Source organism: Pseudomonas graminis, from assembly GCF_004364335.1.
Classification (GTDB): Bacteria; Pseudomonadota; Gammaproteobacteria; order Pseudomonadales; family Pseudomonadaceae; genus Aquipseudomonas; species Aquipseudomonas graminis_D.
The window spans coordinates 188,434-214,889 of sequence record NZ_SOCR01000009.1 but is presented as its reverse complement, the minus strand read 5'-3'; the positions used below and the strand labels follow the sequence as shown (position 1 = coordinate 214,889).

At 61.9% G+C, this 26,456-nt stretch carries 27 protein-coding genes; 15 read left to right on the top strand and 12 right to left on the bottom strand.

Annotation, left to right across the window (positions count from 1 at the left end):
* The first annotated feature begins 2 nt into the window (after positions 1 to 2).
* From EC919_RS18605 to EC919_RS18595, 3 genes are all read left to right on the top strand, one after another.
* Positions 3 to 944 (top strand): CheW domain-containing protein, encoded by a 942-nt coding sequence (locus tag EC919_RS18605; protein WP_133775874.1) that lies wholly within the window; start codon positions 3 to 5, stop codon positions 942 to 944.
* Between the two features lie 72 nt (positions 945 to 1,016).
* Positions 1,017 to 1,496 carry a chemotaxis protein CheW gene (locus EC919_RS18600; protein WP_065987319.1) on the top strand — a complete coding sequence of 160 codons (480 nt, stop codon included), beginning with the start codon at positions 1,017 to 1,019 and terminating at the stop codon, positions 1,494 to 1,496.
* Positions 1,497 to 1,895, top strand: coding sequence for a DUF2802 domain-containing protein (locus EC919_RS18595; RefSeq protein WP_133775873.1), 399 nt, complete (start codon positions 1,497 to 1,499; stop codon positions 1,893 to 1,895).
* 1,018 nt (positions 1,896 to 2,913) lie between these two features.
* Here EC919_RS18595 and EC919_RS18590 read toward each other — a convergent pair.
* Entirely contained in the window at positions 2,914 to 3,234 is a 321-nt protein-coding gene (locus tag EC919_RS18590) for an EscU/YscU/HrcU family type III secretion system export apparatus switch protein (protein ID WP_133775872.1), read from the bottom strand.
* On the bottom strand, positions 3,234 to 4,877 hold the full coding sequence (locus tag EC919_RS18585) for a flagellar hook-length control protein FliK (RefSeq protein WP_133775871.1): 1,644 nt from the start codon (positions 4,875 to 4,877) through the stop codon (positions 3,234 to 3,236). Before EC919_RS18585 ends, EC919_RS18590 begins: the two co-directional genes overlap by 1 nt.
* Positions 4,878 to 5,038: 161 nt before the next feature.
* On the opposite strand from EC919_RS18585, the gene ccmA reads away from it, so the two are divergent.
* From ccmA to EC919_RS18535, 10 genes are all read left to right on the top strand, one after another.
* Positions 5,039 to 5,674: a cytochrome c biogenesis heme-transporting ATPase CcmA gene (ccmA, locus tag EC919_RS18580; RefSeq protein ID WP_133775870.1), complete on the top strand. Its 636-nt coding sequence runs from the start codon at positions 5,039 to 5,041 to the stop codon at positions 5,672 to 5,674.
* Positions 5,671 to 6,342, top strand: a complete 672-nt coding sequence (gene ccmB / locus EC919_RS18575; protein WP_133775869.1) for a heme exporter protein CcmB — start codon at positions 5,671 to 5,673, stop codon at positions 6,340 to 6,342. The genes ccmA and ccmB overlap by 4 nt, the downstream gene beginning before the upstream one ends.
* A gap of 180 nt (positions 6,343 to 6,522) precedes the next feature.
* Positions 6,523 to 7,302, top strand: coding sequence for a heme ABC transporter permease (locus EC919_RS18570; RefSeq protein WP_133775978.1), 780 nt, complete (start codon positions 6,523 to 6,525; stop codon positions 7,300 to 7,302).
* Positions 7,299 to 7,475, top strand: a complete 177-nt coding sequence (gene ccmD, locus EC919_RS18565; protein WP_133775868.1) for a heme exporter protein CcmD — start codon at positions 7,299 to 7,301, stop codon at positions 7,473 to 7,475. The genes EC919_RS18570 and ccmD overlap by 4 nt, the downstream gene beginning before the upstream one ends.
* A complete protein-coding gene (gene ccmE, locus EC919_RS18560) occupies positions 7,472 to 7,945 on the top strand; it encodes a cytochrome c maturation protein CcmE (protein WP_133775867.1) in 474 nt (157 codons plus the stop codon). The genes ccmD and ccmE overlap by 4 nt, the downstream gene beginning before the upstream one ends.
* Positions 7,946 to 7,948: 3 nt before the next feature.
* Positions 7,949 to 9,922 (top strand): heme lyase CcmF/NrfE family subunit, encoded by a 1,974-nt coding sequence (locus tag EC919_RS18555; protein ID WP_133775866.1) that lies wholly within the window; start codon positions 7,949 to 7,951, stop codon positions 9,920 to 9,922.
* A complete protein-coding gene (locus EC919_RS18550) occupies positions 9,919 to 10,455 on the top strand; it encodes a DsbE family thiol:disulfide interchange protein (protein WP_133775865.1) in 537 nt (178 codons plus the stop codon). Before EC919_RS18555 ends, EC919_RS18550 begins: the two co-directional genes overlap by 4 nt.
* On the top strand, positions 10,452 to 10,988 hold the full coding sequence (locus EC919_RS18545; protein ID WP_133775864.1) for a cytochrome c-type biogenesis protein: 537 nt from the start codon (positions 10,452 to 10,454) through the stop codon (positions 10,986 to 10,988). Before EC919_RS18550 ends, EC919_RS18545 begins: the two co-directional genes overlap by 4 nt.
* Positions 10,985 to 12,190, top strand: coding sequence for a c-type cytochrome biogenesis protein CcmI (ccmI, locus tag EC919_RS18540; protein WP_133775863.1), 1,206 nt, complete (start codon positions 10,985 to 10,987; stop codon positions 12,188 to 12,190). The genes EC919_RS18545 and ccmI overlap by 4 nt, the downstream gene beginning before the upstream one ends.
* 30 nt (positions 12,191 to 12,220) lie before the next feature.
* Positions 12,221 to 12,637 (top strand): hypothetical protein, encoded by a 417-nt coding sequence (locus tag EC919_RS18535; RefSeq protein ID WP_133775862.1) that lies wholly within the window; start codon positions 12,221 to 12,223, stop codon positions 12,635 to 12,637.
* A gap of 994 nt (positions 12,638 to 13,631) precedes the next feature.
* Here the strand turns inward: EC919_RS18535 and EC919_RS18525 are convergent.
* The 3 genes from EC919_RS18525 to EC919_RS18515 form a co-directional block, all read right to left on the bottom strand.
* On the bottom strand, positions 13,632 to 14,633 hold the full coding sequence (locus tag EC919_RS18525; protein WP_133775860.1) for a sulfate ABC transporter substrate-binding protein: 1,002 nt from the start codon (positions 14,631 to 14,633) through the stop codon (positions 13,632 to 13,634).
* Positions 14,634 to 14,767: 134 nt separating this feature from the next.
* Positions 14,768 to 15,634: an ion transporter gene (locus tag EC919_RS18520; RefSeq protein ID WP_133775859.1), complete on the bottom strand. Its 867-nt coding sequence runs from the start codon at positions 15,632 to 15,634 to the stop codon at positions 14,768 to 14,770.
* Between the two features lie 325 nt (positions 15,635 to 15,959).
* Positions 15,960 to 17,591 carry a methyl-accepting chemotaxis protein gene (locus tag EC919_RS18515; protein ID WP_133775858.1) on the bottom strand — a complete coding sequence of 544 codons (1,632 nt, stop codon included), beginning with the start codon at positions 17,589 to 17,591 and terminating at the stop codon, positions 15,960 to 15,962.
* A gap of 620 nt (positions 17,592 to 18,211) precedes the next feature.
* Between EC919_RS18515 and EC919_RS18510 the strand changes: the two genes are divergently transcribed.
* The gene (locus EC919_RS18510; RefSeq protein WP_133775977.1) at positions 18,212 to 18,610 is read left to right on the top strand and encodes a response regulator; all 399 of its coding nucleotides are present in this window, start codon (positions 18,212 to 18,214) and stop codon (positions 18,608 to 18,610) included.
* A 2-nt stretch (positions 18,611 to 18,612) separates the two neighbouring features.
* Here the strand turns inward: EC919_RS18510 and EC919_RS18505 are convergent, their stop codons facing one another.
* The gene (locus tag EC919_RS18505) at positions 18,613 to 19,221 is read right to left on the bottom strand and encodes a TetR/AcrR family transcriptional regulator (RefSeq protein WP_133775857.1); all 609 of its coding nucleotides are present in this window, start codon (positions 19,219 to 19,221) and stop codon (positions 18,613 to 18,615) included.
* A 253-nt stretch (positions 19,222 to 19,474) separates the two neighbouring features.
* Between EC919_RS18505 and EC919_RS18500 the strand changes: the two genes are divergently transcribed.
* Entirely contained in the window at positions 19,475 to 19,699 is a 225-nt protein-coding gene (locus EC919_RS18500) for a hypothetical protein (RefSeq protein WP_065988731.1), read from the top strand.
* Positions 19,700 to 19,812: 113 nt separating this feature from the next.
* Here EC919_RS18500 and EC919_RS18495 read toward each other — a convergent pair whose 3' ends face one another.
* From EC919_RS18495 to alc, 6 genes are all read right to left on the bottom strand, one after another.
* On the bottom strand, positions 19,813 to 20,571 hold the full coding sequence (locus tag EC919_RS18495; protein WP_133775856.1) for a COG4705 family protein: 759 nt from the start codon (positions 20,569 to 20,571) through the stop codon (positions 19,813 to 19,815).
* 210 nt (positions 20,572 to 20,781) lie between these two features.
* Positions 20,782 to 21,570 carry a hypothetical protein gene (locus EC919_RS18490; RefSeq protein WP_133775855.1) on the bottom strand — a complete coding sequence of 263 codons (789 nt, stop codon included), beginning with the start codon at positions 21,568 to 21,570 and terminating at the stop codon, positions 20,782 to 20,784.
* Between the two features lie 357 nt (positions 21,571 to 21,927).
* A complete protein-coding gene (locus tag EC919_RS18485) occupies positions 21,928 to 23,283 on the bottom strand; it encodes a nucleobase:cation symporter-2 family protein (protein WP_133775854.1) in 1,356 nt (451 codons plus the stop codon).
* A gap of 141 nt (positions 23,284 to 23,424) precedes the next feature.
* Positions 23,425 to 24,753, bottom strand: a complete 1,329-nt coding sequence (locus EC919_RS18480) for a urate hydroxylase PuuD (protein ID WP_133775853.1) — start codon at positions 24,751 to 24,753, stop codon at positions 23,425 to 23,427.
* Between the two features lie 48 nt (positions 24,754 to 24,801).
* Positions 24,802 to 25,296, bottom strand: coding sequence for an ureidoglycolate lyase (locus tag EC919_RS18475; protein WP_133775852.1), 495 nt, complete (start codon positions 25,294 to 25,296; stop codon positions 24,802 to 24,804).
* 137 nt (positions 25,297 to 25,433) lie between these two features.
* Positions 25,434 to 26,429, bottom strand: coding sequence for an allantoicase (gene alc, locus EC919_RS18470; RefSeq protein WP_133775851.1), 996 nt, complete (start codon positions 26,427 to 26,429; stop codon positions 25,434 to 25,436).
* Positions 26,430 to 26,456: the final 27 nt, after the last annotated feature.

The following is a 26,456-nucleotide window of genomic DNA, read 5'->3' as shown; positions in this document are numbered from 1 at the left end:
GTATGAACCGCCCCCTGGACATCGCTTCACGACCACAACTGGCGCTGCAGAACTACCTGGACGCGTTGCTGTATGACGCGACCGAGGAGCTGCAGGTCGTCGAGTCCGTGGATGAATTTCAAGCGGCCGTGCTCGAAGAGCAGGCCCATGACGCACGCATGCGTTCGGCGGTAGCCGCTGCTGTGGCTGCCGCGTTGCCGGCTTCTGTACCCGTGCCGCAGCCTGCGCCCATGGCCCGGCCTGCGCCGGTGTCGCTCGCTTATACGGCGCAGCCTGAACCGGCTGCGGCACGGGTAATGGAACGGCCAACGGTGTTGCCGCCGGTGATCCTGCCGCCGGTGTTTGAACCTGAGCCAGAACCGCTCGTTGAAGCGCCGGTGGTGGAAGAACCACCGGTGGCGCTGGTCGAGCCGGTCGTCGATGTGCATCTGTCTGCCCAGCGCACTCCGACGCCTCCGCCCACGGGTGACGAGCGCCCGGCCTGGGCGGCCGAGCCGTTCGAATGCCTGCTGTTCGACGTCGCCGGTCTGACCCTCGCGGTGCCGCTGGTGTGCCTGGGTTCGATTTACCCGCTGGCGGGCCATGATTTGACGCCGCTGTTCGGTCAGCCGGACTGGTTTCTCGGGATCCTGCCCAGCCAGGCTGGCAACCTGAAGGTGCTGGACACAGCGCGCTGGATCATGCCGGACCGCTACCGCGACGATTTCCGTCAGGGGCTGCAATACGTGATCTCGGTTCAGGGCTATGAGTGGGGGCTGGCGGTGCATCAGGTCAGCCGCTCGTTGCGCCTGGACCCCAATGAAATTAAATGGCGCACCCATCGTGGTCAGCGGCCCTGGCTTGCCGGGACGGTGATCGAGCACATGTGTGCGTTGCTGGACGTTTCCGAGCTGGCCGAGCTGATTGCCAGTGGCGCGGTCAAGCAGATGAAGACGCATCAATAAACATCATCAGATCAACACAGGGCGGCGTACGAAACGTCGACCGCACGGCACAATACGCAAGGGGTTAGGGGTATGAAGAAGTCGTCAGCACAGGGTTCCGAAGATCCGATTCTGCAATGGGTCACCTTCCGCCTGGACAACGAGTCGTATGGCATCAACGTGATGCAGGTTCAGGAAGTGCTGCGCTACACCGAGATCGCTCCGGTCCCGGGCGCGCCAAGCTACGTACTGGGGATCATCAACCTGCGCGGCAACGTGGTCACTGTCATCGACACCCGTCAGCGCTTTGGTCTGCCGCCGGTTGAAGTCAGCGACAACACGCGTATCGTGATCATCGAGGCCGACAAGCAAGTGGTCGGGATCCTGGTCGATAGCGTGGCTGAAGTGGTTTACCTGCGTCAGTCGGAAGTCGAAACCGCGCCCAACGTGGGCAACGACGAATCCGCCAAATTCATCCAGGGCGTGTGCAACAAGAACGGCGAACTGCTGATCCTCGTGGAGCTGGACAAGATGATGTCCGAGGAAGAGTGGTCCGAGCTGGAGAACATCTGATTGATTCTTGATGTGGCGGTCATTTTTCTGGCGGTGTTGTGGGTCGCGAGCGTCGCGATGTTCATGGCCCACACCAAACGCCTGCGCACCCTGGCCATGCAGCAGCTGGAAGCGGATTCGCTGCGTGATCAGCGCATCCGCGAGCTGGCCAGGCGCCTGGAAAATTACCAGAGCGGGACGGTGAGAATGGGCGAGGAACTGCACGAGTTGCGTTCCATCGTCGCACTGCTGCCGGACAAGATCACCGCGCTTGAGCAGCGCGACCCTTCCACACTGTCCTTCGCCCAGGCCGCCCGCCTGGTCGGCATGGGCGCCAGCATCGACGAACTCACCCAATCCTGCGGCCTGACCCAGGCCGAAGCGCAGCTGATGACCAAGATGCATGGGGGCAATCGGTAGAAAGCCTGCTCCAGCACTGGCTTTGCGGCGACCGGACAGTGCGCTCCTACACTGGTTTTTGCGGCGTTTGAATAGTCACGGTTGTGCGCAGAATCCGTAGGAGCCGGCTTGCTGGCGAATGCGATTTTCCTGTGACCTGCTCGGCGACTGACACGCCGCGTTCGCGGGCAAGCGCGCTCCTACACTGGGTTTTGCGGCGTTTGAATACTCATGGGCGTATGCACAATCCGTAGGAGCCGGCTTGCTGGCGAACCCGATTTGCCGGTGACCTGTTCGGCGACTGACACGCCGCGTTCGCCAGCAAGCCGGCTCCTACGGTGATCGAGGTGTGTCATTCAGCGGCAGCAGTTCCGATGCCTTCGCGGGCAAGCGCGTTCCTACACTGGGTTTTGCGGCGTTTGAATGCTTACGGTCGTCTGCACAATCCGTAGGAGCCGGCTTGCTGGCGAAGGCGATGTTCCTGTGACCAGTTCGGCGACTAACGCGCCGTGTTCGCGGGCAAGCGCGCTCCTACACTGGGTTTTGCGGCGTTTGAATGCTCACGGCCATATGCAGAATCTGTAGGAGCCGGTGTGTCAGTCATTCAGCGGCAGCGGTTCCAACGCGTTCGCGGGCAAGCGCGCTCCTACACTGGGTTTTGCGGCGTTTGAATACTCGTGGGCGTATGCACAATCCGTAGGAGCCGGCTTGCTGGCGAATGCGATTTGCCGGTGACCTGTTCGGCGACTGACACCACGTGTTCGCCAGCAAGCCGGCTCCTACGGTGATCGCGGTGTGTCAGTCATTCAGCGGCAGCAGTTCCGACGCGTTCGCGGGCAAGCGCGCTCCTACACTGGGTTTTGCGGCGTTTCACTGCTCACGGTTGTCTGCACGATCCGTACGAGCCGGCTTGCTGGCGAACGCGGTATGCCTGTGACATGCCCGGCGACTGACACACTGCTTTCGCCAGCAAGCCGGCTCCTTGTTGATTCGCTTCAAACGGGCAATGGGTGTCGTGTAGACGGCCGTAGAGTCGGAATCAACGCGGCGTGATATCACGCTCCACCGGCCCGGCATTCGGGTCGAAGCCCACCGGGAACTTGCCTTTCAGGTGCCAGGCAAACGCGATGATTTCGGCGATGGTCAGGTACAGCTCCTGGGGGATGCTGTCGCCCAGTTCCAGGCGGGCGAGCATTTTCACCAGTTCTGCGTTCTCGTAGATCGGGACTTTGTACTCACGGGCGATTGCCAGAATGGCTTCCGCCAGCGTGTCATCGCCTTTGGCCGTCAGGGTCGGGGCCTGGTGGCCGTCGTAGCTGAGGGCAATGGCCTGACGCGGTGTCTGCTCGGGTTTGCTCATCAGGCGTTCTCGTCGATCCAGCGTTGTTCGAGCACGGCGCGTGGGCCTTGGGGCGGCACGCCACGGTTGCATTCCAGTTCCTTGACGTTCAAGCCGCAGGCCACCAGCCGCGCGCGCAGATTATCCAGCTCGCTGGAAATCAACTCGGCGCTGCCTTCGCGCTCAGCCCACAACTGACTGGCGATGCTGCCCGCGATCAGTTGCGCCTGAACCTGCAACGGGCCGAGAGGCTCCAGATCAAACGCCAGCTCCAGCCGCCAGAGCTTTTCTCGCTCCTTGGCTTCCTGCACCGGCGCATCAGAATGCTCCTCGCGCTCAGGGGTTTCCTCACGCTGAACCTTGACCTGCAACGGCACGATGTCGTGGGCGTTACGCATCGGGATCTCCAGCTGCCAGGTGGTCACCTGAGTGCCGTCGGCGTGGGTGCGGGTCTGCTCCAGGCCACCCAGCTGATGGCTTTGCAGACGCGAAATCGCCCCCGCCGCCAATTTCAACAGCATCTCCAGATCGTCCTTGCTCTCCGGATGGCCGAGGGTGCGCGGTGGTAATGGGAAGTTGATCGTATCGCTCGGCGGCGCCACCAGCCCCAGGGTGCCGAAGGCGCTGCGCAATACGCTGGGCATGGCTCGCGCCAGGGTGTTGCCGGCGGCAGCAGCGTCATAACTGACGTTGCCCGGCAGCCCCGGCAAGAGTTGCGTGATCAGCCGCAGCAGGTTGGCTTTCATGTCCGGCACCAGCGTCGGGTTCTGCCCGGCCAGCAAACGCGATTCCATGAACAGCCCGCTGGCATTCAGCGCCTGGGCGACGCCTCTGGCCGTGCTCATCTGCGGAACGTCCGGCAGGTCGGCCAACAATTGCTCGATGCTCGCCCGCAGAGAAGGCGAAAGGTTATCGCCATCGCCATCGCCATCGCCAGCCGGCGGCGGCATGTTCTGCAGCGCCGTGATCAGGCCCTGCAGCGAGCCCTGACGGCTTTGCTGGGTCGACAGCTGCTGCGCCAGGGCCAACTCGTCCAGGCGATTGGGCAGGGCGACGAAATTCAGCGCCTGACTGTTCTGCACCTGGGCGCTGAGCAGACTGCCGACCCGCAGCGGCTGCGGGCTGTCGACGGTCAGGCTGGTCCCGGCCAGGGCCGTGTTCAGGAGGATAACGATGGAGCGGTAGTTGGTCAGCTGCGCCCCGCCCGACGATTGCCCGGGGGATTGCACTGCCAACTGCGCGACATTCTGCGCCGCCACCTGGGTGGTCAGCACTTTGCCTTGCAACAGCGTGCCGGCAGGCAACTGCCGCGTGTCGATGCTGGTGAGGCTGTTGTTGGCGGCTTTCTGCAGGTCCTGCACGCTGATGGTCAGGGTGTCGGCTGAACCCTGGGCGACGTTGACGCTGGTGCCCGGCGTCAGCGGCAGCGAACTGCTGACGGGGAGGGTGGTTTGCCGGCCGTTGTCCAGGGTCAGTTTGAGCAACAGCTGAAAGTCCTGCCCCAACTGCTTGAGGCTCACCACTTCAGCGCTGGCCACCTGGCCCGAGGTCAACAGCCCTTCGCGCGGCTCCATCAGCTTGAGCACTTCGCCGGCCGGCACACCGGCTCGCAGCAAGGCTGTGGCCACTGTTACTGGAGGAAGATTGGGTATATCGCCTGTCATCAGATCCCGACTCGGTAAATTTGCGCTCTGGATGGCGGGGCCGGGTATGTATAATCCGGCACCGACTTCGTCGGCGGTCCACCGTTAAGCTGCATCAGTATAACGGCCGTCATGATCCCGACTTGAACCGCCGTGCCGCTGCTACCGAAAAGAAGGTCCTCATGTCGATCCCCGTTCTTGAAGCCGTAGCGCTGACTTGCGAGCGTGACTGGCGCCTGCTGTTCGAGCGTCTCGAATTGCGGCTGAGCGCGGGCGACATGGTGCAGATCAGCGGCCCCAACGGCAGCGGCAAGACCAGCCTGCTGCGCCTGTTGTGCGGGCTGATGCAGCCTACCGCCGGCAGTGTGCTTCTGGACGGCAAGCCCCTCGCCAGTCAGCGCAGCGAGTTGACCCGCCACCTGCTGTGGATTGGCCACGCCGCCGGCATCAAGGATTTGCTCACCCCTCTGGAAAACCTCGCCTGGCTCTGCGCGCTGCACACGCCCGTGCAGCCCGCCGACATCTGGCGCGCCCTCGAAGCGGTTGGCCTGCGCGGGTTTGAAGACGTGCCGTGCCACACCTTGTCGGCCGGTCAACGGCGTCGCGTGGCATTGGCCCGCCTGTATCTGCCCGGCCCCGGCCTGTGGATGCTCGACGAACCCTTTACCGCCCTGGACAAACAGGGCGTCGCGCAACTTGAAGCTCATCTGGCCGCGCACTGTGAAAACGGCGGCGCCGTGGTGCTGACCACCCACCACACCCTGAGCCGTACGCCTTCGGGTTATCGCGATCTGGACCTGGGGCAATGGGCGGCATGAGTCACGTGTTTACCCTGTTGATTGCCCGTGAAGCGCGCCTGCTGTTTCGGCGCCCGGCCGAGCTGCTTAATCCGCTGGTGTTCTTCGCCATCGTCATCGCGCTGTTTCCCCTGGCCGTCGGCCCTGATACGCAACTGCTGCAGCGCCTGTCGCCAGGGTTGGTGTGGGTGGCGGCGCTGTTGTCTGTGCTGCTGTCACTGGACGGCCTGTTTCGCAGTGATTTCGAAGACGGCTCCCTCGAACAATGGGTGCTGTCGTCGCAACCGCTGGCGCTGCTGGTGCTGGCGAAAGTGCTGGCGCACTGGGCGTTTTCCGGGCTGGCGCTGGTGTTGCTGTCCCCGCTGCTGGCGCTGATGCTGGGCCTGCCCATCGCGTGTTTGCCGGTGCTGCTGCTGTCGCTGCTGCTGGGTACGCCGGTGCTGAGCCTGCTCGGCGCGGTGGGCGCGGCGTTGACCGTAGGGCTCGAGCGCGGCGGTCTGCTCCTGGCGTTGTTGATTCTGCCGCTGTACATCCCGGTGCTGCTTCTCGGCAGCGGCGCCCTGCAGGCTGCCCTTGAGGGCATGCCCGCGACCGGTTATCTGCTTTGGCTTGGCAGCCTCACCGCACTGGCGGTCACCCTGACGCCCTTTGCAATTGCCGCTGGTTTGAAGATCAGCGTTGGCGAATAATCGCACCCTGACCGCGCGGACAGTTTTTCCGTCGGCAGGTCCTGGACGCTTCAGTCATAAGAAGTGCCTTGCCCTGACAGCGCCTCTGGCTGAGACGCACTGTGATAACGAGCAGCGTATTAAAAAGCACCGTGATGAAAAGGCAGCGTGATGAACACAAGCGCCAAGGCTAAAGGCGGCATGAGTTGGGCCTGGTTCCACAAACTCGGTTCGCCCAAATGGTTTTACGGCATCAGCGGCCGTCTGCTGCCGTGGCTGAGCATCGCTGCGGCCCTGTTGATCGGCATTGGCGTGGTCTGGGGCCTGGCGTTCGCGCCGCCCGACTACCAGCAAGGCAACAGCTTTCGCATCATTTATATCCACGTGCCAGCGGCGATGCTGGCTCAGTCCTGCTACGTGATGATGGCCGTGTGCGGGGTGGTCGGGCTGGTCTGGAAGATGAAGATGGCCGACGTCGCCCTGCAATGCGCAGCCCCCATCGGTGCGTGGATGACCGCCCTGGCGCTGGTCACCGGCGCAATCTGGGGCAAGCCGACGTGGGGCTCGTGGTGGGTCTGGGATGCGCGGCTGACGTCGATGCTGATTTTGCTGTTCCTGTATTTCGGCCTGATCGCGCTGGGCAACGCCATCACCAACCGCGACAGCGCCGCCAAGGCCTGCGCCGTGCTGGCCATCGTTGGCGTGATCAACATCCCGATCATCAAATATTCAGTGGAATGGTGGAGCACCCTGCACCAGGGCGCGACCTTCAGCTTGACGGAAAAGCCGGCCATGCCCGCTGAAATGTGGTTGCCGCTGCTGTTCACCGTGCTGGGGTTCTACTGCTTCTTCGGGGCGGTGCTGCTGATGCGCATGCGCCTGGAAGTGCTCAAGCGCGAGGCCCGCGCCGGTTGGGTCAAGGATGCAGTAATGAAGCACCTTGGCCACACAGCGTCCCCTCGTAACGGAGCCGAACGATGAGCTTCGAGTCTTTCAGCGATTTTCTCGCCATGGGCAGGCACGGGCTGTATGTCTGGTCGGCTTATGGCCTCTGTTTCACCGTGCTGGCGATCAATGTCCTGGCTCCGGTTTTCGCGCGTCGGCGTTACCTGCAACAAGAGGCGCGTCGTCTGCGCCGGGAGAGCATTACGTGAATCCGCTGCGAAAAAAGCGCCTGTTGATCATTGTGGCGATCCTCGCCGGGGTCGGCATTGCGGTCAGCCTTGCACTCAGCGCGCTGAAGGAAAACATCAACCTGTTCTACACCCCGACCCAGATTGCCGGCGGCGAGGCGCCCCGTGACACGCGGATTCGCGCCGGGGGCATGGTGGTCCAGGGCTCGCTCCAGCGCTCGCCGGATTCGCTGGACGTTACGTTTGCCGTCACCGATTTCAACAAGTCGGTGCCCATCACCTATCGCGGCATCCTGCCGGACCTGTTCCGCGAAGGGCAGGGCATCGTCGCCCTCGGCAAGCTCAATGCCGACGGCGTGGTCGTCGCCGATGAAGTGCTGGCCAAGCACGACGAGAAATACATGCCGCCGGAAGTCGCCAAAGCGCTGAAAGACAGCGGCCAGCCCGCACCTGCCGCCACGCCCGCCGCTCTCCCGGACAAACAGGGGTAAATCATGATTCCCGAACTCGGCCATCTGGCCATGATTCTGGCGCTTTGCTTCGCCCTCGTGCAGGCCATCGTGCCGCTGATGGGCGCCTGGCGCGGCGACCGTCTGTGGATGAGCCTCGCGCAGCCCGCCGCGTGGGGGCAGTTTGCGTTTCTGGTATTTGCCTTCGGCTGCCTGACCCATTCGTTTATGGTCGACGACTTTTCCGTGGCGTACGTTGCGGAAAACTCCAACAGTGCGCTGCCGTGGTACTACAAATTCAGCGCCGTCTGGGGTGCTCACGAAGGGTCGTTGCTGCTCTGGGCGCTGATCCTCGGCGGTTGGACTTTTGCCGTGTCGATCTTTTCCCGACAATTGCCCCAGGTCATGCTCGCCCGTGTGCTGGCGGTGATGGGCATGATCAGCGTGGGCTTTCTGCTGTTTCTGATCCTCACCTCCAACCCGTTCAGCCGCATCCTGCCGCAGATTCCCCAGGACGGGCGCGACCTTAACCCGCTGCTGCAGGACATCGGCCTGATCGTCCACCCGCCGATGTTATATATGGGTTACGTCGGGTTCTCCGTGGCGTTCGCCTTTGCCATCGCCGCTTTGCTCGGCGGTCGTCTTGATGCGGCATGGGCGCGCTGGTCGCGGCCGTGGACCATCGTCGCCTGGGCTTTCCTCGGCGTCGGCATCACCCTGGGTTCGTGGTGGGCCTATTACGAATTGGGCTGGGGCGGCTGGTGGTTCTGGGACCCGGTGGAGAACGCCTCGTTCATGCCGTGGCTGGTGGGCACGGCGCTGATTCACTCCCTGGCGGTCACCGAAAAGCGCGGCGTGTTCAAAAGCTGGACCGTGCTCCTGGCCATCGCGGCGTTTTCGCTGAGCCTGCTCGGCACCTTCCTGGTGCGCTCGGGGGTGCTGACCTCGGTCCACGCGTTTGCCTCCGATCCGGCCCGTGGCGTGTTCATCCTGATCTTCCTGCTGATGGTGGTGGGCGGGTCACTGACCCTGTTCGCCATTCGCGCGCCGGTGGTGAAAAGCCATGTCGGCTTTGGCCTGTGGTCGCGGGAAACCTTGCTGCTGGGCAACAACCTGGTGCTGGTGGTGGCAGCGTCGATGATTCTGCTCGGCACGCTCTACCCGCTGGTGCTGGATGCCCTCAGCGGGGCGAAGATGTCCGTCGGCCCGCCGTATTTCAATGCGTTGTTCGTGCCGCTGATGGGCTTGCTCATGGCCGTGATGGCGGTGGGCGTGCTGGTGCGCTGGAAGGACACGCCGGTCAAGTGGCTGCTGAGCATGCTCGCGCCGGTATTGGTTGGTAGCGCGGTATTGGCCGTAGTGGCCGGCTTCGCCATGGCCGACTTCCACTGGGCCGTGCTTGCCACCTGTTTGCTCGCGGCCTGGGTGTTGCTGGCCGGCGTGCGCGACCTGTTCGACAAGACGCGCCACAAGGGCCTGCTCAAAGGGATGCGCTCGCTGACCCGCAGTTACTGGGGCATGCAGGTGGCGCACCTGGGTATCGCGGTGCTGGCGCTGGGCGTGGTGTTGTCCAGCCAGAACAGCGCCGAACGCGACCTGCGCATGGCCCCCGGCGAGTCGGTGGAACTGGGTGGCTACATGTTTGTGTTCGAGGGCGCCCAGCATTACCAGGGCCCGAACTTCACCTCCGATCGCGGCACCCTTCGCGTGCTGGAAGACGGCAAGGAAATCACTGTGCTGCACCCGGAAAAACGCCTGTACACCGTGCAGCGCTCGATGATGACCGAGGCCGGCATTGACGGCGGGTTCACCCGCGATCTCTATGTGGCGCTGGGCGAACCGCTGGAAAACGGCGCGTGGGCGGTGCGTGTCCACGTCAAGCCGTTCGTGCGCTGGATCTGGTTCGGTGGGCTGATCACTGCACTGGGCGGGCTGCTGGCGGCGCTGGACAAACGTTACCGCGTCAAAGTCCGCGCGAAAGTGCGTGACGCACTGGGCATGACGGGAGCGGCGGTATGAAGCGTTGGATGTTGCTGATCCCCCTGGTGCTGTTTCTCGGCATGGCGGGCTTGCTGTACAGAGGTTTGTATCTGGATCCGTCGGAATTGCCGTCGGCGCTGATCGGCAAACCATTCCCTGAATTCAACTTGCCCGCCGTGCAGGACGGCAAGCCGCTGACCCGCGCCGACCTGCTGGGCAAGCCGGCGCTGGTCAACGTCTGGGGCACCTGGTGCGTGGCTTGCCGCGACGAGCACCCGGTGCTGACCAGACTGGCGCAGCAGGGCGTGGTGATCTACGGCGTCAATTACAAGGATGTGAATGCCGATGCGCAGAAGTGGCTCAAGGAGTTTCACGACCCGTATCAGCTGAACATCAATGACGAAGCGGGCAGCCTGGGTTTGAACCTGGGTGTCTATGGCGCGCCGGAGACTTTTTTGATCGATGCCAAGGGCGTCATTCGTTACAAGCACGTGGGCGTGATCGACGAGACGGTCTGGCGCGAAAAGCTGGCGGGCCAGTATCAGGCGCTGGTTGATGAGGGCAAGCAATGATCAGGCGCGATGATGTGCCGGCTGGTCTGGCCTCTTCGCGGGCAAGCGCGCTCCTGCAGGGGGGACGGCGGCTGGCGGCTGCTGCGGTACTGGCGCTGGGTTTTGCAGGTGTGGCCCATGCAGCGATTGATGCCTACACCTTCAAGGACGACGCCGAGCGGGCTCGCTATGCCGAGCTGACCCGCGAGCTGCGCTGCCCGAAATGCCAGAATCAGGACATCGCCGATTCCAACGCGCCCATCGCCGCCGACCTGCGCAAAGAGATCTACCGCATGCTCGGCGAAGGCCAGAGCAATCAGCAGATCATCGATTTCATGGTCGATCGCTACGGCGAGTTCGTGCGCTACAAGCCCGAGCTTAATGCCCACACCTGGCTGCTCTGGTTCGGTCCGGCCGGCTTGCTGCTGGGCGGCGCGGTGTTGATTGGCGTGATCGTCGTGCGTCGTCGTCGCTCAGGCCGCGACGACGCCGATGTGCTTTCCGAGGAGGAGCGTCAGCGCCTCGCCCACTTGCTGGATAAGAACCGCGAATGATTGATTTCTGGATGGCCGCCGGCCTGTTGTTGCTGGTGGCTCTTTGTTTCCTGCTGATCCCGGTGGTGCGTGGCCGTCGCGCACAGACTGAGGAAGACCGCACTGCCCTCAACGTCGCCTTGTATCAGGAACGCATCGCCGAGCTGCAAGCGCAGCAGGAGGAGGGCGTGCTCTCGTCGGCGCAACTGGACGGCGGTCGCGCCGAGGCTGCGCGCGAACTGCTCGCCGACACCGAAGGCGCGGGTGCCGAGCGGGTGTCGCGCCTGGGCAAACCGCTGCCGTTGCTCGCGGCGATGCTGGTCCCGGTGTTGGCGTTGGGCCTGTACCTGCATTTCGGCGCGTCGGACAAGGTCGAGCTGACCCGGGAGTTCTCTCAGCCACCGGGTTCACTGGCGCAGATGACTGAGCGGCTGGAGCGTGCGGTGAAGGCGCAACCGGATTCCGCCGAGAGTGCGTACTTCCTCGCGCGGACCTACATGGCCCAGGATCGCCCCGCCGATGCCGCACGCATGTTTGAGCGCGCGGCCAAGCTGGCCGGTCGTCAGCCCGAACTGCTGGGGCAGTGGGCCCAGGCGTTGTACTTCGCCGGTAACAAGGCCTGGACCCCGCAGATTCAGGGGATTGCCGAAGAAGCGCTGAAGCTCAATCCCAGGGAAGTCACCAGCCTGGGCCTGATGGGCATCAATGCGTTCGAAAGCCAGCACTTCGATCAGGCGGTGAGTTACTGGACACGTTTACTGGCGGTGTTGCCGCCGAACGATCCTTCCCGTGGGGCGCTGGAAGGCGGGATCAAACGCGCCCGCGGCAAGCTCGTGCAAAGCGGCGGCACGCTGGAAGACACCCCGCCGGTGGCGGTGCTGGGCGCGCGTCTGAAGGTGCGGGTCACGCTGTCTGAGACAGTGAAAGCCAAGGTGCAGCCGGGCGATACGGTGTTTGTGTTTGCCCGCGCGGTGTCAGGACCGCCGGCGCCGCTGGCGGTCAAGCGGGTGACCGTGGCCGACTTGCCAGTGGAGGTCGAGCTGACCGACGCCGACGCGATGATGCCGCAGCTGAAACTGTCGAACTTTGCCGAAGTCCAACTCGTGGCCCGGGTGTCCCGTGCCGGTCAGCCCACGGCAGGGGAATGGGTCGGTCGCAGCCAGCCGTTGCCGAGCAATGTGACGGCGCTGCAGGCCCTGACCATCGACAGTCCCGATCAGTAACCCCGTTAACGCAGCGAGTAGAGAGCCCTTATGTATCGCGTCGCCCGTTTTGCCTTGTTGAGTCTGGTGGTGGGATTGACCGCCGCTTGTGCGGTGCAGCATCCAGGGCCGCAGAGCTCCGAACCGATCCCGACCATGCCCGGTCCGTCGCCGACCCCGCAGCCCGGCACGCCGCGCACGGCGCCAGAGACGCCGCCTTCTGCCCCGATTCCTGCGCCAGGCCCGAAAACCTCCTCGCACTTCGCCCCGCCGCCGGGTGGCAACAGCCATTGGGACGCGCGCCTGGGCGTGCATGTGCTGGATAACGTGCCGAACACCTTTTATCGCCAGCGCACCTATTACCGCTGGAACAACGGCTGGACCTGGTCGACTTCGCCAAGTGGTCCTTGGCAGGAAACAGACAGCAGCGGCGTACCGCCGGGGTTGAGCAAGCAGTTCGGGAATTGAATTAGGCGGGGGGCCTAGTACGCCAGGATCAGGATCAGGATCAGGATCAGGATCAAGATCAAGATCAAGATCAAGGGCGTCTGCCTGGGGGCAGACTGTTTCGCCTTCGGCGAGTTACTTGGAAAAGCACCCCAAGTAACCAAGGGTGCTTGCTCCTGGTTGGGCTCCTCCTTCGTCGGAGTACCCTCACTCCGGTCTCGCTCCGTGGGCCCGCGCCGAACGGACATCCATGTCCTGACGGCGCTCTCGCGGCATCCATGCCGCTCGGCCCACTCCGCGAGACCTGCGTTCAGCCTGCACCCAAGTCGCGTTTGGCGGCGCTTGATCCTTTTGCGTATTAAGATCAAAAGCAGATCAAAAGCAGATCAAAGGCTTCCCGGCTGAAGCCGGTCCTACGGGCGCGCGCGGTCTGTTAGTGGGACCGGCTTCAGCCGGGAAGAGGCCGGTTTGCTCACCATCAATCTTGATCGTTCCCACGCTCCGCGTCCGGACGCTCCGCGTCCCGTATACGACGCGCATCAAGGCTTGGGGAGGTGACGCGGAGCGTCACGGGATGCATTCCCACGCGGAGCGGGGGTAACGATCAGAGTCGGGGGGAACGATCAAAGATCACCGGAACACCGCGCACTCGTAGGACCGGCTTCAGCCGGGAAGCGGTTGATCTGCTCTAGATCTTGATCTTGATCTTCAAACACATAGCGCCCAGACGACACCCATCGCGACTTGGGTGCAGGCTGAGCTCAGGTTTTGCGCAGTGGACCGAGCCGCATGGATACGGCGAGAGCGCCGTCAGGACATGGATGTCCGTTCGGCGCGGGCCCACGGAGCAAGACCGGAGTGAAGGAACCCGACGAAGTCGGGCCCAACCAGGAGCAAAAGCCCTTGGTTACTTGGGGCTTTATCAAGTAACTCGCCGAAGGCGAAACAGTCTGCCCCTAGGCAGACGCCCTTGATCTTAACCTATCCAAGCCACGCCGCCGGCAACCCGGAGGCCTTACTTGGCCGGGTAGATCTGGTCGAACACCCCACCATCATTGAAGTGGGTCTTCTGCACGGTGCGCCAGTCGCCGAAGGTTTTTTCCACTGACAGGAAGTCCACTTTCGGGAAGCGATCGGTGTACTTGGCCAACACCGCCGGATCCCGTGGGCGCAGGTAGTTGGCGGCAGCGATTTGCTGGCCTTCTGGCGACCACAGGTATTTCAGGTATTCCTCGGCCACCGCGCGGGTGCCTTTCTTGTCGACCACTTTGTCCACGACGCTGACGGGCGGTTCGGCTTCGGCGGACACGCTCGGGTACACCACTTCGAACTGATCACGACCAAACTCGCGGGCGATCATTTCCGCTTCGTTCTCGAAGGTCACCAGCACGTCGCCGATGTGGTTGGTCATGAACGTGGTGGTCGCGCCACGGCCGCCGGTGTCGAGCACCGGAACGTGGCTGAACAGCTCGCCGACGAACTTCTTCGCCGCCGCTTCATCGCCGCCGTTTTTCAGCGTGTAGCCCCAGGCCGAGAGGTAGGTGTAGCGGCCGTTGCCCGAGGTTTTCGGGTTCGGCACCACGACTTCAACGCCATCCTTGATCAGGTCCGGCCAGTCCTTCAGCGCCTTCGGGTTGCCCTTGCGCACGATGAACACCGTGGCCGAGGTGAACGGTGCGCTGTTGTTCGGCAGGCGGGTGACCCAGTCCTTTGGCACCAGTTCGCCGTTGTCGGCCAGCGCGTTGATGTCGGTGGCCATGTTCATGGTGATGACATCGGCGGGCAGGCCGTCGATCACCGAACGCGCCTGCTTGCTCGATCCGCCGAAGGACATTTGAATCGTCGGGGTTTCCTGGTGCTCGTCATTCCAGTGCTTCTGGAACGCGGCGTTGTAGTCCTTGTAAAAGTCGCGCATCACGTCATACGACACGTTGAGCAACGACGGCGCGGCGGCCTGTGCAGCGCTGCCCAGGGCCAGTCCTGCAGCGAGCAGGGAAGCGGCGAAGATCTTTTTCACTGTGGATTCCTTGTGGCGTTGAGCAGGGGACGTTTAGTGATTCGCTCTTGGATGAGCCGTTCTTATAACCAGACGAGATAGCCAATGGCTGGCGACTATAACCAAAGTCCCCAGCGGCTCTATAGATCAAAAACTCATGTGCTTATGTCCCGTTGCGCGCCTGCCGGTGCGGCCATCGCGCCGAGTTTGGGAAACAACGCATTGCCGCAGCGCGAACAGAACGCCGCGTTGGGTTCATGGGCGTTTTTCGCGCAGACCGGGCAGTCGTGCTGCAGCTGATCGCCGCGCATGGCATTGGCCAGTTCGGCGGTGAAAATCCCGGTGGGCACGGCGATGATCGAGTAACCGGTGATCATCACCAACGAGGACAGGATCTGCCCGATCGGCGTCTTCGGCACGATGTCGCCAAAGCCCACCGTGGTCAGCGTGACGATCGCCCAATAGATGCCCTTGGGAATGCTGGTGAAGCCATGCTCCGGGCCTTCGACGACGTACATCAGCGTGCCGAACACCGTCACCAGCGTCGACACGGTGGCGAGAAACACGATGATCTTCTGTTTGCTGCCACGCAGGGCGGCGAGCAGGTAGTTGGCTTGTTTCAGATACGGGCTGAGCTTGAGCACCCGGAAGATCCGCAGCATGCGCACCACGCGCACGATCAGCAGGTACTGCGCGTCGCTGTAATAGATCGCCAGGATGCCCGGGACGATGGCCAGCAGGTCGATCAGGCCGTAGAAGCTGAACGCGTACCTCAGGGGCTTGGGCGAGCAGTACAGGCGCACCAGGTACTCGACCGCGAAGATGAAGGTCAGGGTCCACTCGATCCAGGCCAGCGGCGCGGCGTAGTTGCGGTGCACGGCCTCGATGCTGTCGATGATCGCCACGAGCAGGCTGAAGAGGATGAGCACCAGCAGGATCTTGTCGAAGCGTCGGCCGGGTTTGGTGTCACTCTGAAAAACGATGATGCGTAGCTGTTCGCGCCAGCTGATGTTGCTGTCCATGGGGTCGTTCCGCGTGCAAGGTCGGCAGAGCGTGGGACAAAGCGCTCAGGAGCGCAACTTCTGAGGCGTCGCACCGCGCATCTGATGGCGTTCATGCTGGCCTCTTCCCTGCTAAAGCCAGTCCTACGAAAACACCGCGTACGCCTGTGGGACCGGCTTCAGCCGGGAAAGCGTCAGGCGCCACACCGCAAAATTGATGGCGTTCACACTGGCTTCTTCCCGGCTAAAGCCGGTCCCACTAACACCGCGTGCCCCTGTGGGACCGGCTTTAGCCGGGAAAGCGTCAGTCGTTACACCGCAAATCTTATGGGGCTCAATCTGGTTGTTACACCCGAAACTGCCGCAACAACCCGTTCAGCTGCTCACTCAACCCCTTGAGCTGATGGCTCGCCGCGCTGGACTGTTCCGCCGCCACCGCCGTGCTCTGGGACAGCTGCGCCGCCTGGGTGACGTTCTGGTTGATGTCTTCCACCACGTGGGATTGCTCGAGGGTCGCGCTGGCGATGGAGGCGTTGAGGCCGTTGAGGTTGCGCAGTGCCTGGCTGATCGAGGTCAGGCTCTGGCCCGCCAGGTTGGCCTGTTCGATGGTCAGCTGCGACGAACGACTGCTGTCGGCGATCACTTTCACGGCAGCGTCCGAATGGGCTTGCAGGCGCTCGATCATCGCCTGGATTTCCGCCGTGGATTTCTGCGTGCGCTGGGCCAGCAGGCGTACCTCGTCTGCCACCACGGCGAAGCCACGGCCCTGATCCCCGGCGCGGGCGGCTTCGATGGCGGCGTTCAGCGCCAGCAGGTTGGTCTGCTCGGCAATCGAACTGATCACCTCCAGCACCCCGCCGATCTGCGTGCTTTCGCTGGCCAGCGTGCGAATCACTTCCACAGCCTGATCGATGGTGCCGGACAGGTGCCCGATCTGCTTCAGGCTGCTGTCGATGTTGGCTTGACCCTGCTGCGCCTGGGACTCGGCGTTACGCATCTCGCTGGCGGCGTGCTCGGCATTCTTCGCCACGTCCTGCACGCCATAGGTGACCTCATTGACCGCCGTCGCCACCTGCTCCATCTGCAGCGACTGCTGCTGGCTGCGCTCCTGGGCCTGAATGGCATTGCTGCCCAGCTCACTCGACGCCTGGCCCAGGCCCACGGCAGAGGACTGCAGCTCGCTGACCACTCGCCGCAGCTTGGCGGTGAACCCATTGAAATGTCGGGCCAGTTGCGTGACTTCGTCGTTGCCCTCGGTTGCCAAGGTGCGTGTCAGGTCGCTTTCGCCGCTGGCGATATTGGCCATTGCCTCGACGGTGGCCTTGAGCGGGCCGGCGATGCTGCGTGCGATAAAAATCAACAGCAACGCCATGACCAGAATGATGCCGGCACTGATCGACAGCGCCTTGACCACCTGCTTGTAGAATTCGGCCTGCACGTCATCGATGTAAACGCCGGAGCCGATGATCCAGCCCCACGGCGCGAACAGCGAGATGTACGAGGTCTTGCCCACCGCGTCAGTGGCGCCGGGCTTGGGCCAGCGGTAGTTGACCATCCCCGCGCCTTTTGCCTTGGCCAGCGTGACCATTTCGTTGAAGACCTGAAAACCGTCCGGGTCTTTGATGGCGGAAAGGTCTTGGCCCACCAGCTTGGGGTTGGCCGGGTGCATGATCATCACCGGGCGCAGGTCGTTGATCCAGAAGTAGTCGGTCTGGTTGTAGCGCAGCCCGCGAATGGCATCCATTGCTTGCTGTTGCGCCTGCTCGCGGGTCAGGGTGCCGGCGGTTTCCAGGCCATGGTAGTAGTCGAGCAGGCCGCTGGCGGTCTGCACCACGTGCATGGTCTTGACGGTCTTGGCTTCGTACAGATCGTCGTGGATCTGCTTGAGCATCGCCCCCGCCAATGTAAACAGCATCAACACGGCGACGATGAGAATCAGCCACAAGCGCCGGCTGATGGAAAGATTGCGCATATTCATGATCGTCACTCCGTTTCTTTGTTCTTTTTATTGGGCCAGGCGTTCAGGGGCAGCGTGCCGTGCACACCGGCCTCGACAGCGCATCGATGACCGTCAAACGAAGGGGAGAGGACGCGCTGTCTTTAAGCGTCTCGGCTTGCCGGGGACAAACCTGAGAGTGGCGCAGGGATATATCTGTAATTGCTAGTCCCTGAGCCACATCAGCTGTGAGAAATATCTTCGTACGGCGTCAGATGAGATGCAGCTATAGCGAAAGGCTTACACGAGCTGAGGAACTTGGCTCTAGGTTGAAACACCTCGGCGCGGTACATTGGATCCATCAACTGCAGCAACGGACCGCTGCAGGATCAAGGATGATCGACCGTTGCCAGGCATTGGCGGCCAACAGGAAGTTGGACGGTGTTGCACAAACCCGCTTCGGCGGGTTTTTTATTGCCTGGGCTTTGGTGAAGGGCCTTTTAGTAGGCATTCATTTCCCGAATCTGTACGACGTTTCGACCAAATGTTGTTTCCCGATGGAATTTCCGGCGCTCGCGCTGCTCACAGTACGGACTACACCCGAGTCCAGGACAGGGCCGGCCGGGCAGGCATGGGAAATAATTATTGTGGATGTGGCGCAAATGGCAGCAGACGTACCGAACAAAAGACTCATTCTGGTAGTTGAGGACGAGGAAATCATTCGCGATTTCGTCTGCGAGATCCTCGAGGATGAAGATTTCAAGACCTTTGCGCTGGAGAGTGCCGACGAGGCTGCGAAGTACCTCGAGAGCAACTCGGACGACGTGGCGCTCCTCCTCACCGATATCCTGATGCCGGGTCAGTTGAACGGTGCCGATCTGGCGAACCTGTCCGGCAACAAATACCCGCACATCCCGATCCTGATCATGTCAGGTCACGAGACACCCGAGAGCTCTGGCGTCGTCCACCCGGTCGTGTTCATTCGCAAGCCCTGGAGCTTTGGCCAGCTCTTGCAGGGCGTTAACAAGGCCTTGGGCTACGACAAACACGACAGCCAGTAGCCTCAGCGGTCAGGCTCACACCCTTTGAGCACCAGCCGGATGATGGTTTGGGCGGCCGCTTCATAATCGGCGTCGTCCAGGCTGGCTTTACCCGTCACCGTTGAAATCTGCCAGTCGAAGTCGGCGTAGGTCTGGGTCGCGGCCCAGATGCTGAACATCAGATGATGGGGGTCGATTGGCGCGATCAGGCCATCGTCGATCCAGCCCTGGATGCACTCGATGTTGTGCCTGGCCTGGCCGTTGAGCTGCTCCACTTGCTCGGACGTCAGGTGTGGCGCGCCATGCATGATCTCGCTGGCAAACACCTTTGAAGCGAAGGGCAGGTCGCGGGAGATGCGAATCTTCGAGCGGATGTAGCTCGTCAACACTTCAGCCGGCACCCCCTCACGATTGAACGGCGTCGACGCCTGCATGATCGGCTCGATGATGCTTTCGAGCACCTCGCGGTACAGGTTGTCCTTCGATTTGAAGTAGTAATAGACATTGGGCTTGGGCACACCTGCCTTGGCGGCGATGTCGCTGGTCTTGCTGGCGGCGAATCCTTTATCGGCAAATTCTTCACTGGCTGCGCGCAGGATCAGTTCTTTGTTGCGCTCGCGGATGCTGCTCATAAACCGGTATGTCCTTGCCTGCTCGGCGGTGGCGAATGTTAGCACCGGCCTCGCCGCAGGCTCAACATTGCCTCTGCCATGCAACGACATCCCTTTCCCGCACCGGCTTGCCGCTGTCCCGAAGGCGCGCCAGTGCTATTGTGTGGCGGATGGTTGTAACGACAGTAGTACCGGGAGCATCACCAAAGCAGCACTATCAGAACTGGCGCCTTATCAAGGCTGAACGCGTATTCGGTGGCGAGGTGTTGGCAGCATGAACAGCCCATTGTTTTCCAGCGTCGTTGCGTATGCCCAGCATTGCGAGCGGCAGCTGGTGGAAATCCTGCACCGCCGGCCGACACTCGACCGGCAGCAGGTCATGACCTGGGTCGACGAGCAGAGTCATGCGATGAAAGACCGTGATCCCCTCGACCTGTTGCGCTCGCTGAACGCGAGGGTGCGAGCGGGCAAACCGCTGCCGTGGGAAGGGCATTCCTGAGCACGTGACCCTGGCCGCGTTTGCCTGTGACCGTTGAACGTCAGCCTGTGTAGCGAGGGTTGAAGTGCTTCGGTCCCAGGCAAGCGCGCCTTGGTTTGATTGAGCGCGTGCCCTTACTTGTCGCTGATCGCCGCATAGGCCGGCGCGGGCCTGCGGTTGTAGTACATCGCGGTGCCCACCAGCAGCACCAGAATGCTCAGCAGTACCATCGAAGAACCCACCGTGCCGAAGTCCAGCCCGCCTTTTTCATGGGGTTTGGTCAGCACGTCTCCCAATGTCGCCCCGAACGGGCGAGTCAACACGAACGCGATCCAGAACAACGCCACCGAAGACAATCGGGTGGTGTAGTGAAGCACCACGACCACGGCAATCGCCGAGCCGATCAGCAGTGCCCCGCCCATGAAACCCAACCCCGAGTCGTCCGCCAGGAAGTCCCCCAGCGCAGTGCCCAGGGTGTTGGAGAACAGGATCGCGAACCAGTAGAACAGCTCGGCCTTCAGCGTGGTGACGCGGCTGACCGACAAAGACCGTTCGCTCCAGTACCAGGCCGAGAAGATCGCCAGCAGGATCGCCACGAGAATCGCCGAACCCGCCGCATAACCAAGGCCCAGCGTACGGTCCATGAAGTCGGACATGGTGGTGCCCGCCGTGCTGGTGGAAAGAATCACTAACCAGTACAGCGCCGGGTTATAGCGTTTGGAGGCCAGTTGCGTGATGAGCGTGACGACGAACACGCTGATCAGAATAAGGGAGCTGATCAGATAGCCAACGTTGAGGGTCATCGACAGCAAGTCGCCTGCTGTTTCGCCTAACGTGGTGGCACAGATTTTCATGACCCAGAACGCGAGCGTTATCTGCGGAAGTTTGTTCATTGTGATTACCGGGTGGTTCAGACAGGAAGGTTCGAGTGTCTGCCCGACAGTGGCCGACGGTGCCCATGATCCCGGAGCGGAAGTTAAAAATCGGTCGTATCAAAATGAAAAACGCATGAATTGCCCGGAACGCAATGCTCCGGACATTCTGCAGTGGACGCCTCGTGCCAACGGCCAATGGGGCGTCCCGTCAGCCCCGCGTCGCGGCGATCAGAAGAACACTTTCACCAGCAAACTGGCGGTGTTCTGGTCGGTATCGAAAGAGCGCGTGTCGTTAATGCCGTACTTGTTGCTCCAGTAGTCGTACTCGACGCCCACGTACAACTGCCGATCCGGCAGATTAAGCGCCTTGCCCAGGTCGTATTTGATCTGCGGGTTGAAGTGCAGGTTGGAGTGGTAATCGCCTTTGCTGTTGGACTGTTTGTTGTCCACGACCCAGTCCATGAAACCGTCGATAAGAATGTCGGACTTGCCCACCGGAATGGTGTAAGACCACACCGGCGTGATCTGCCAGGCGCCGTAACCGGCGCGGTGACCGTCGTTGTAACGCTTGTAGAAGTTCAGCTGGAAATAATCGAAGCCGGGGATCTTCAAGTCAAAACCCGGGCCGATGAGGTACGACTCGACATCGCCTTCGCCAAACTCATAAGTGGTTGCCAGCAATACGTCAGTGATAGGGCCCAGCTGGAATTTCTGATCGAAGATCTTGCCCATGGACAGGCGAGGGGAGATTTCCCCGTACGTAGTTGCATTGCCAACGCCTGCGTCTTTCTTGCCGTTGTAGCTGATGTAATCGAGGAAGACGAAGTTATCGCCGTATTTCCAGCCGTCGGCATGTTCGTAGGTGAACGTCTGCTGGTTCTCAGGGTTCACGGCGAAGTTCTTGCCGTAGAGGTAAGTCAGGCTGTTGCTCTGCCACTGCAGCAGATCACCCGACATGGCCGGGGCGGCAGCGAGCAGGCTGCTGGCGGCCATCAGGCAGGAAAGCGTGCGATTCATGTAAATACTCCCTTGGATTGACGTCGTGGTTTTTTGCGAACTGACGCTCTGTTATGGCGCCTTGGTTTTAATTAACTAAGTTGTCTGTCTGGTCAGCTTTGAGTGGATAGCAAGAGCTGAGCCAACACCTTGAAAAAAGACAAAAAAGTCCTGCCGGCTGTTTAAAGAACAGTCGATGGGTCGATTTATCGATGCCGGTTGGAAGATGCAAGGGCTGATCGGAGAGTTGTCCGGTCAGTCAGGTTAGTTGCAGTGTTGTTATTGGACTGAATTCGAGCGGCGGCGGAGGATACTGACTCGCGCAGCCGTGCTCAAGTGCTCTGTGACGGAGCACTCCCGTCGAAAACAGGGCACCCCTCAGTGTGAATGCAGCGGCCCGGTCATCGCCGCCCGCTCGGCACCGCCGAGCACGTTGAACAGCAGGTTCAACAACACCGCGCTCAATGTCGCCATGGCGATGCCGCTGTGGGTGATCGGCCCCATCCACTGCGGCAGCTGGCTGAAGAACTCCGGTCGCACCACCGGGATCAGGCCCATGCCGATGCTCACCGCGACCAACAGCTGATTGCGCCGATCGGAGATGTCCGCTTCCTGAAGGATCTTGATCCCGGTGGCGGCGACCATGCCGAACATGGCGATGGCCGCGCCGCCCAGTACCGCAGGCGGAATCGAGGCCACCAGATACGCCGCTTTCGGCAACAGGCTGAGCACGATGAGAAACCCGCCCGCGACGATGGTCACCGAGCGGCAGCGCACGCCAGTCATCTGCACCAGGCCGATGTTCTGCGCAAACGAGGAATGGGTGAAGGTGTTGAGAAAGCCCGCGAGAAACGAGGCGGCGGCGTCGCAGAGCAGACCCCGGCGCAACATGCCCGGGGTGACTTCACGGTCGGTGATCTTGCCCAGGGCGAGGAACATGCCGGTGGATTCGACGAAGATAATCACCACCACCAGGCACATCGACAGGATCGGCGCGAGGCTGAATTGCGGCATGCCGAAGTGCAGGGGCGTGACCACCTTCAGCCATTCGGCCTGACCCAGACCACTGAGGTCGACCATGCCAATGAAACCGGAGAGGATGTAGCCCAGGCCCATGCCGATCAGCACGGAGATGTTCACCCAGAACCCGCGCATGAAGCGGTTGATCAGCAGAATCGTCAGCAACACCAGCCCGGCGACGCCGAGGTAGATCGGGTTACCGAAGCTCACCGCCTTGCTGCCGCCACCCGCCCAGTTGACCGCCACGGGGAACAGCGACAGGCCGATGGAGGTGATCACGGTACCGGTCACCAGTGGCGGGAAGAAACGTACGATTTTCGACATGAACGGCGCGATCAGCATGCCGAAGAAACCCGCCGCGATGGTCGCGCCGAAGATCCCCGGCAGGCCGACGCCGCTCATCCCGGCCATCGCCACCATGCTGCCGACGGCGGCGAAACTGGCGCCCATCATGATCGGCATGCGAATACCCAGCGGACCGATGCCCAGGGACTGCACCACCGTGGCGATGCCGGCGACCAGCAGGTCGGCGTTGATCAAAAAGGCGATGTCTTCCCGGGAAAGCCCGGCGGCCTGGCCGATGATCAGCGGCACCGCCACGGCACCTCCGTACATCAACAGGACGTGTTGCACGCCCACCAGAATCAGTTGCAGCAAGGGCAGGGGCTGTCGTGGCGGCGCGGCAGGAATGCGCGCGTGAGTTGACTCGGACATGCAACACCTCATTTGTTCTTATTGTGGGGTTGAAGCTTTGAATCGGTGGAAGCAGCAAGCTTCAAGCGGCAAGCCTCAAGCTAAAGCCGATCGCGTACTGCTTTTAACTTGTGGCTTGCTGCTTGAAGCTTGCAGCTGACTTCAGTTCGTCTGCGCCCCTTTATCGATCCATTGCCCCAGCAGGTCACGTTCCTGTTGGGTCATCTGGGTGATGTTGCCCAGCGGCATGATCTGCGCGGTCACGGCCTGGGCCTGAATGCGCGGGGCGAGTTGCTGGATCTGCTGCGGGGTGTCGAACATGATCCCGGCCGGCGCGCTGCTGAACAGCGGGCTGGTGGGTTTGGCGGAGTGGCAGACGGTGCAGCGTTCCTGAATCACGCTGTGGACCTTCTCGAAATCCACGCCACCGGTGCTGGCTTGCGCCGGTTGCGCTTCGGCGGTTGCTGCAGCTGCCGCAGCCGGAGCAGGCGCTGGCGCGACTTCAGGCTTCGGCTCATCAGCGCGATGACCGCCAATGGCCGTGCCCGGCAGTGGCTGATACTGGATTTTCTCCGCCACGTCCGGGCCGCGAGATATTTGCGCAGGACCTGTGACGTAGGCCAGACACATCATCCCCAGCGCGCCAACCGGCAGGGCCCAGGCGTATTTGTGGCTGTTGTGACGGGTGTTGAAGAAGTGCCGGACCAGCACCGCACACACCGCGATCCCGGCGAGGACCAGCCAGTTGTACTGACTGCCATAGGTGCTCGGGAAGTGGTTGCTGATCATGATGAACAGCACCGGCAGGGTGAAGTAGTTGTTGTGCCGTGAACGCAGCAGGCCTTTGGCGGGCAGCGATGGATCCGGCGTGCGGTTCTCGGCGATGGCGGCGACCAATGCTCGCTGGGCCGGCATGATGATGCGCAGCACGTTGCCGACCATGATCGTGCCGATGATCGCACCCGTGTGCAGGTAAGCCGCCCGGCCACTGAACACCTGGCTGAAGCCGAAGCAGGCCGCGATGACCAGTACGAACAGTACAAGGCCCAGCAGGGCAGGGCGCTTGCCCAGCGGTGAATCGCACAGGATGTCGTAGATCGTCCAGCTGGCGATCAACGAGCCGACGCCAATGGCGATGCCTGCGCCGCCGCTCAGCGTGCTGCCGGGTGCCAGCAGGTAAAGTGTGGGGTTGGAATAGAACACGATGCACAGCAGCGCCACGCCTGACATCCAGGTCCAGTAGGCTTCCCATTTGAACCAGTGCAGGTCGTCCGGCATGGTCGGCGGGGCCAGCTTGTACTTTTCCAGGTGATAGATGCCGCCGCCGTGAATCGCCCAGAGGTCGCCCGACAGACCGTCACGGGGGTTGGCGCGGTTGAGGTTGTTCTCCAGCCAGACGAAATAAAAGGACGCGCCGATCCAGGCGATCCCGACGATCATGTGAATCCAGCGCACGCCCAGATTCAGCCATTCCATCAGATGTGCAGCCACAGTCTTTACCCTTTGCCTTCCACCGCTTAACGGGTGGTCGGGCCCTTCTTATAGTTGGGGATCGAGAACCATCTTCTGACTCTCTTCGAAGAAATGCTCATCGCAGTTATTGCCACTGCCACTGCGATCAACCACCAGGAAGTCATCCCGCTTTTCGATCGTCAGCACCGGGTGGTGCCAGACGCCGCGATGGTAATTAACACCCTGCCTGCCATTGGTGATGAAGGCGCGGGTCAACTCGGGTTCAGGTGCATCGCCAAATGGCGCGACCACGACCAGAAAAGGATGGCCGAGCAGCGGAATGAACGCCTGGCTGCCCAGCGGATGGCGCTCCAGCATGCTGATGGTCAACGGCATGTCCAGCGCCTCGGCGCGGAAGATGCTGATGATCGCCTTGTCGTCCGTTTCAACCTCGGCCAGACGGTGAAAGCGCATGGTCGAGCCGTTGTTGATCATGAAATGATCGCTGCCATCGGTTTCGATGACGTCGCCGAACGGGGCGAAGGCTGCCTTGGTCAACGGCTCGATGATCAGTGTGCGCATGCGGAGTCTTCTGTTCATGTTTGATGGATTGATCACTGTAGGAGCGCGCTTGCCCGCGAAGGCGTCGGTACATTCACCGCATCTCTATCGCCTGATAGATAGCCTTCGCGGGCAAGCGCGCTCCTACAGACTCAGCACTACTTCGCCACTTTGCCCAACACCCGCAACCGGCTCACGCCGCCATCCGGGAACACGTTCAGGCGGATATGGGTAATCGGCCCCAGTGCCTTGATCTGCTCGACGAAGGTGTGTTCGGCGTGCATTTCCAGCTTCTGGCTCGGCAGCAGTTCGCGCCAGAACAGGCTCTGGGTTTCGATCTGGCTGTCGGTGCCGCCTTTGACGAAGGCCGCCTGAATCGAGCAGCTGTCCGGGTAGTTGCCCTTGAAGTGCAGGGTGTCGACGACGATCTGCTCGACTTCACCGGCATGCCCCAGCGCCACGATCACCCAGTCATTGCCAGGCGTGCGGCGACGTGCGGTTTCCCAGCCGTCGCCCATGTTCACGCCACGGCCCGGGTTGAGGATGTTGCTCATGCGCCCGAAATGCTCGTCGGAGCAGGCCAGCGCACGACCACCATTCAGCGCAGCGGCCAGATCGATCTGCTCGTTGTCAGCCACCGACGACCAGTCCCGATGGGGCACGCCATACACCCGCAGACGCGCCACGCCGCCGTCCGGGTAAATGTTGAAACGCAGGTGGCTGTAGGCCTTGGCGTCCGCGATCTCGTGGTAATGATGGCTGTCGCCCTTGAGCTCCACGGCCGGCAGCACTTCGGTCCACACGGTGTGCTCATCCGGCTCGCCCGACGCCAGGAAGCACGCTTCCAGCGAGGCCGATGGCGGGTAGTTGCCGGTGAAATATGAGGTGTCGATGTCCACGCCCTTGATCGAACCGGCAACGCCCAGACGAATCACTGCGCTGTCGTAACCTTCAAAGCGCTTGCGGCGCGACTCCCAGCCGTCCATCCACTTGCCGTTGTCGTCGAACACGCCTTCTTTCCAGACTGCCGGAATCGGCTGGAACAGGCGGTTGGCGTCGGCGAACCAGTCATCGGTGACGGACAGGATCTTCGTCCCCAGACGCGCATCGGCCAGGTTGACGAACTTCTCGAAGGGTGCGGCGTAAGCTTTCATTCTTTTTGTCTGCCTTTGATAGTGGGC

Excerpts from the sequence above, each read along its gene's own strand:
- EC919_RS18570 (WP_133775978.1), top strand. The coding sequence starts at position 6,523 with ATGAGTTGGGCCTGGTTCCACAAACTCGGTTCGCCCAAATGGTTTTAC.
- EC919_RS18510 (WP_133775977.1), top strand. The coding sequence starts at position 18,212 with ATGGCAGCAGACGTACCGAACAAAAGACTCATTCTGGTAGTTGAGGAC.
- EC919_RS18535 (WP_133775862.1), top strand. The coding sequence starts at position 12,221 with ATGTATCGCGTCGCCCGTTTTGCCTTGTTGAGTCTGGTGGTGGGATTG.
- EC919_RS18600 (WP_065987319.1), top strand. The coding sequence starts at position 1,017 with ATGAAGAAGTCGTCAGCACAGGGTTCCGAAGATCCGATTCTGCAATGG.
- ccmA (WP_133775870.1), top strand. The coding sequence starts at position 5,039 with ATGTCGATCCCCGTTCTTGAAGCCGTAGCGCTGACTTGCGAGCGTGAC.
- EC919_RS18475 (WP_133775852.1), bottom strand. The coding sequence starts at position 25,296 with ATGCGCACACTGATCATCGAGCCGTTGACCAAGGCAGCCTTCGCCCCG.
- EC919_RS18605 (WP_133775874.1), top strand. The coding sequence starts at position 3 with ATGAACCGCCCCCTGGACATCGCTTCACGACCACAACTGGCGCTGCAG.
- EC919_RS18550 (WP_133775865.1), top strand. The coding sequence starts at position 9,919 with ATGAAGCGTTGGATGTTGCTGATCCCCCTGGTGCTGTTTCTCGGCATG.
- EC919_RS18485 (WP_133775854.1), bottom strand. The coding sequence starts at position 23,283 with ATGTCCGAGTCAACTCACGCGCGCATTCCTGCCGCGCCGCCACGACAG.
- EC919_RS18495 (WP_133775856.1), bottom strand. The coding sequence starts at position 20,571 with ATGAACAAACTTCCGCAGATAACGCTCGCGTTCTGGGTCATGAAAATC.
- EC919_RS18555 (WP_133775866.1), top strand. The coding sequence starts at position 7,949 with ATGATTCCCGAACTCGGCCATCTGGCCATGATTCTGGCGCTTTGCTTC.
- EC919_RS18520 (WP_133775859.1), bottom strand. The coding sequence starts at position 15,634 with ATGGACAGCAACATCAGCTGGCGCGAACAGCTACGCATCATCGTTTTT.
- EC919_RS18545 (WP_133775864.1), top strand. The coding sequence starts at position 10,452 with ATGATCAGGCGCGATGATGTGCCGGCTGGTCTGGCCTCTTCGCGGGCA.
- EC919_RS18515 (WP_133775858.1), bottom strand. The coding sequence starts at position 17,591 with ATGAATATGCGCAATCTTTCCATCAGCCGGCGCTTGTGGCTGATTCTC.
- ccmD (WP_133775868.1), top strand. The coding sequence starts at position 7,299 with ATGAGCTTCGAGTCTTTCAGCGATTTTCTCGCCATGGGCAGGCACGGG.
- EC919_RS18490 (WP_133775855.1), bottom strand. The coding sequence starts at position 21,570 with ATGAATCGCACGCTTTCCTGCCTGATGGCCGCCAGCAGCCTGCTCGCT.
- EC919_RS18500 (WP_065988731.1), top strand. The coding sequence starts at position 19,475 with ATGAACAGCCCATTGTTTTCCAGCGTCGTTGCGTATGCCCAGCATTGC.
- EC919_RS18505 (WP_133775857.1), bottom strand. The coding sequence starts at position 19,221 with ATGAGCAGCATCCGCGAGCGCAACAAAGAACTGATCCTGCGCGCAGCC.
- alc (WP_133775851.1), bottom strand. The coding sequence starts at position 26,429 with ATGAAAGCTTACGCCGCACCCTTCGAGAAGTTCGTCAACCTGGCCGAT.
- ccmI (WP_133775863.1), top strand. The coding sequence starts at position 10,985 with ATGATTGATTTCTGGATGGCCGCCGGCCTGTTGTTGCTGGTGGCTCTT.
- EC919_RS18590 (WP_133775872.1), bottom strand. The coding sequence starts at position 3,234 with ATGAGCAAACCCGAGCAGACACCGCGTCAGGCCATTGCCCTCAGCTAC.
- EC919_RS18585 (WP_133775871.1), bottom strand. The coding sequence starts at position 4,877 with ATGACAGGCGATATACCCAATCTTCCTCCAGTAACAGTGGCCACAGCC.
- ccmB (WP_133775869.1), top strand. The coding sequence starts at position 5,671 with ATGAGTCACGTGTTTACCCTGTTGATTGCCCGTGAAGCGCGCCTGCTG.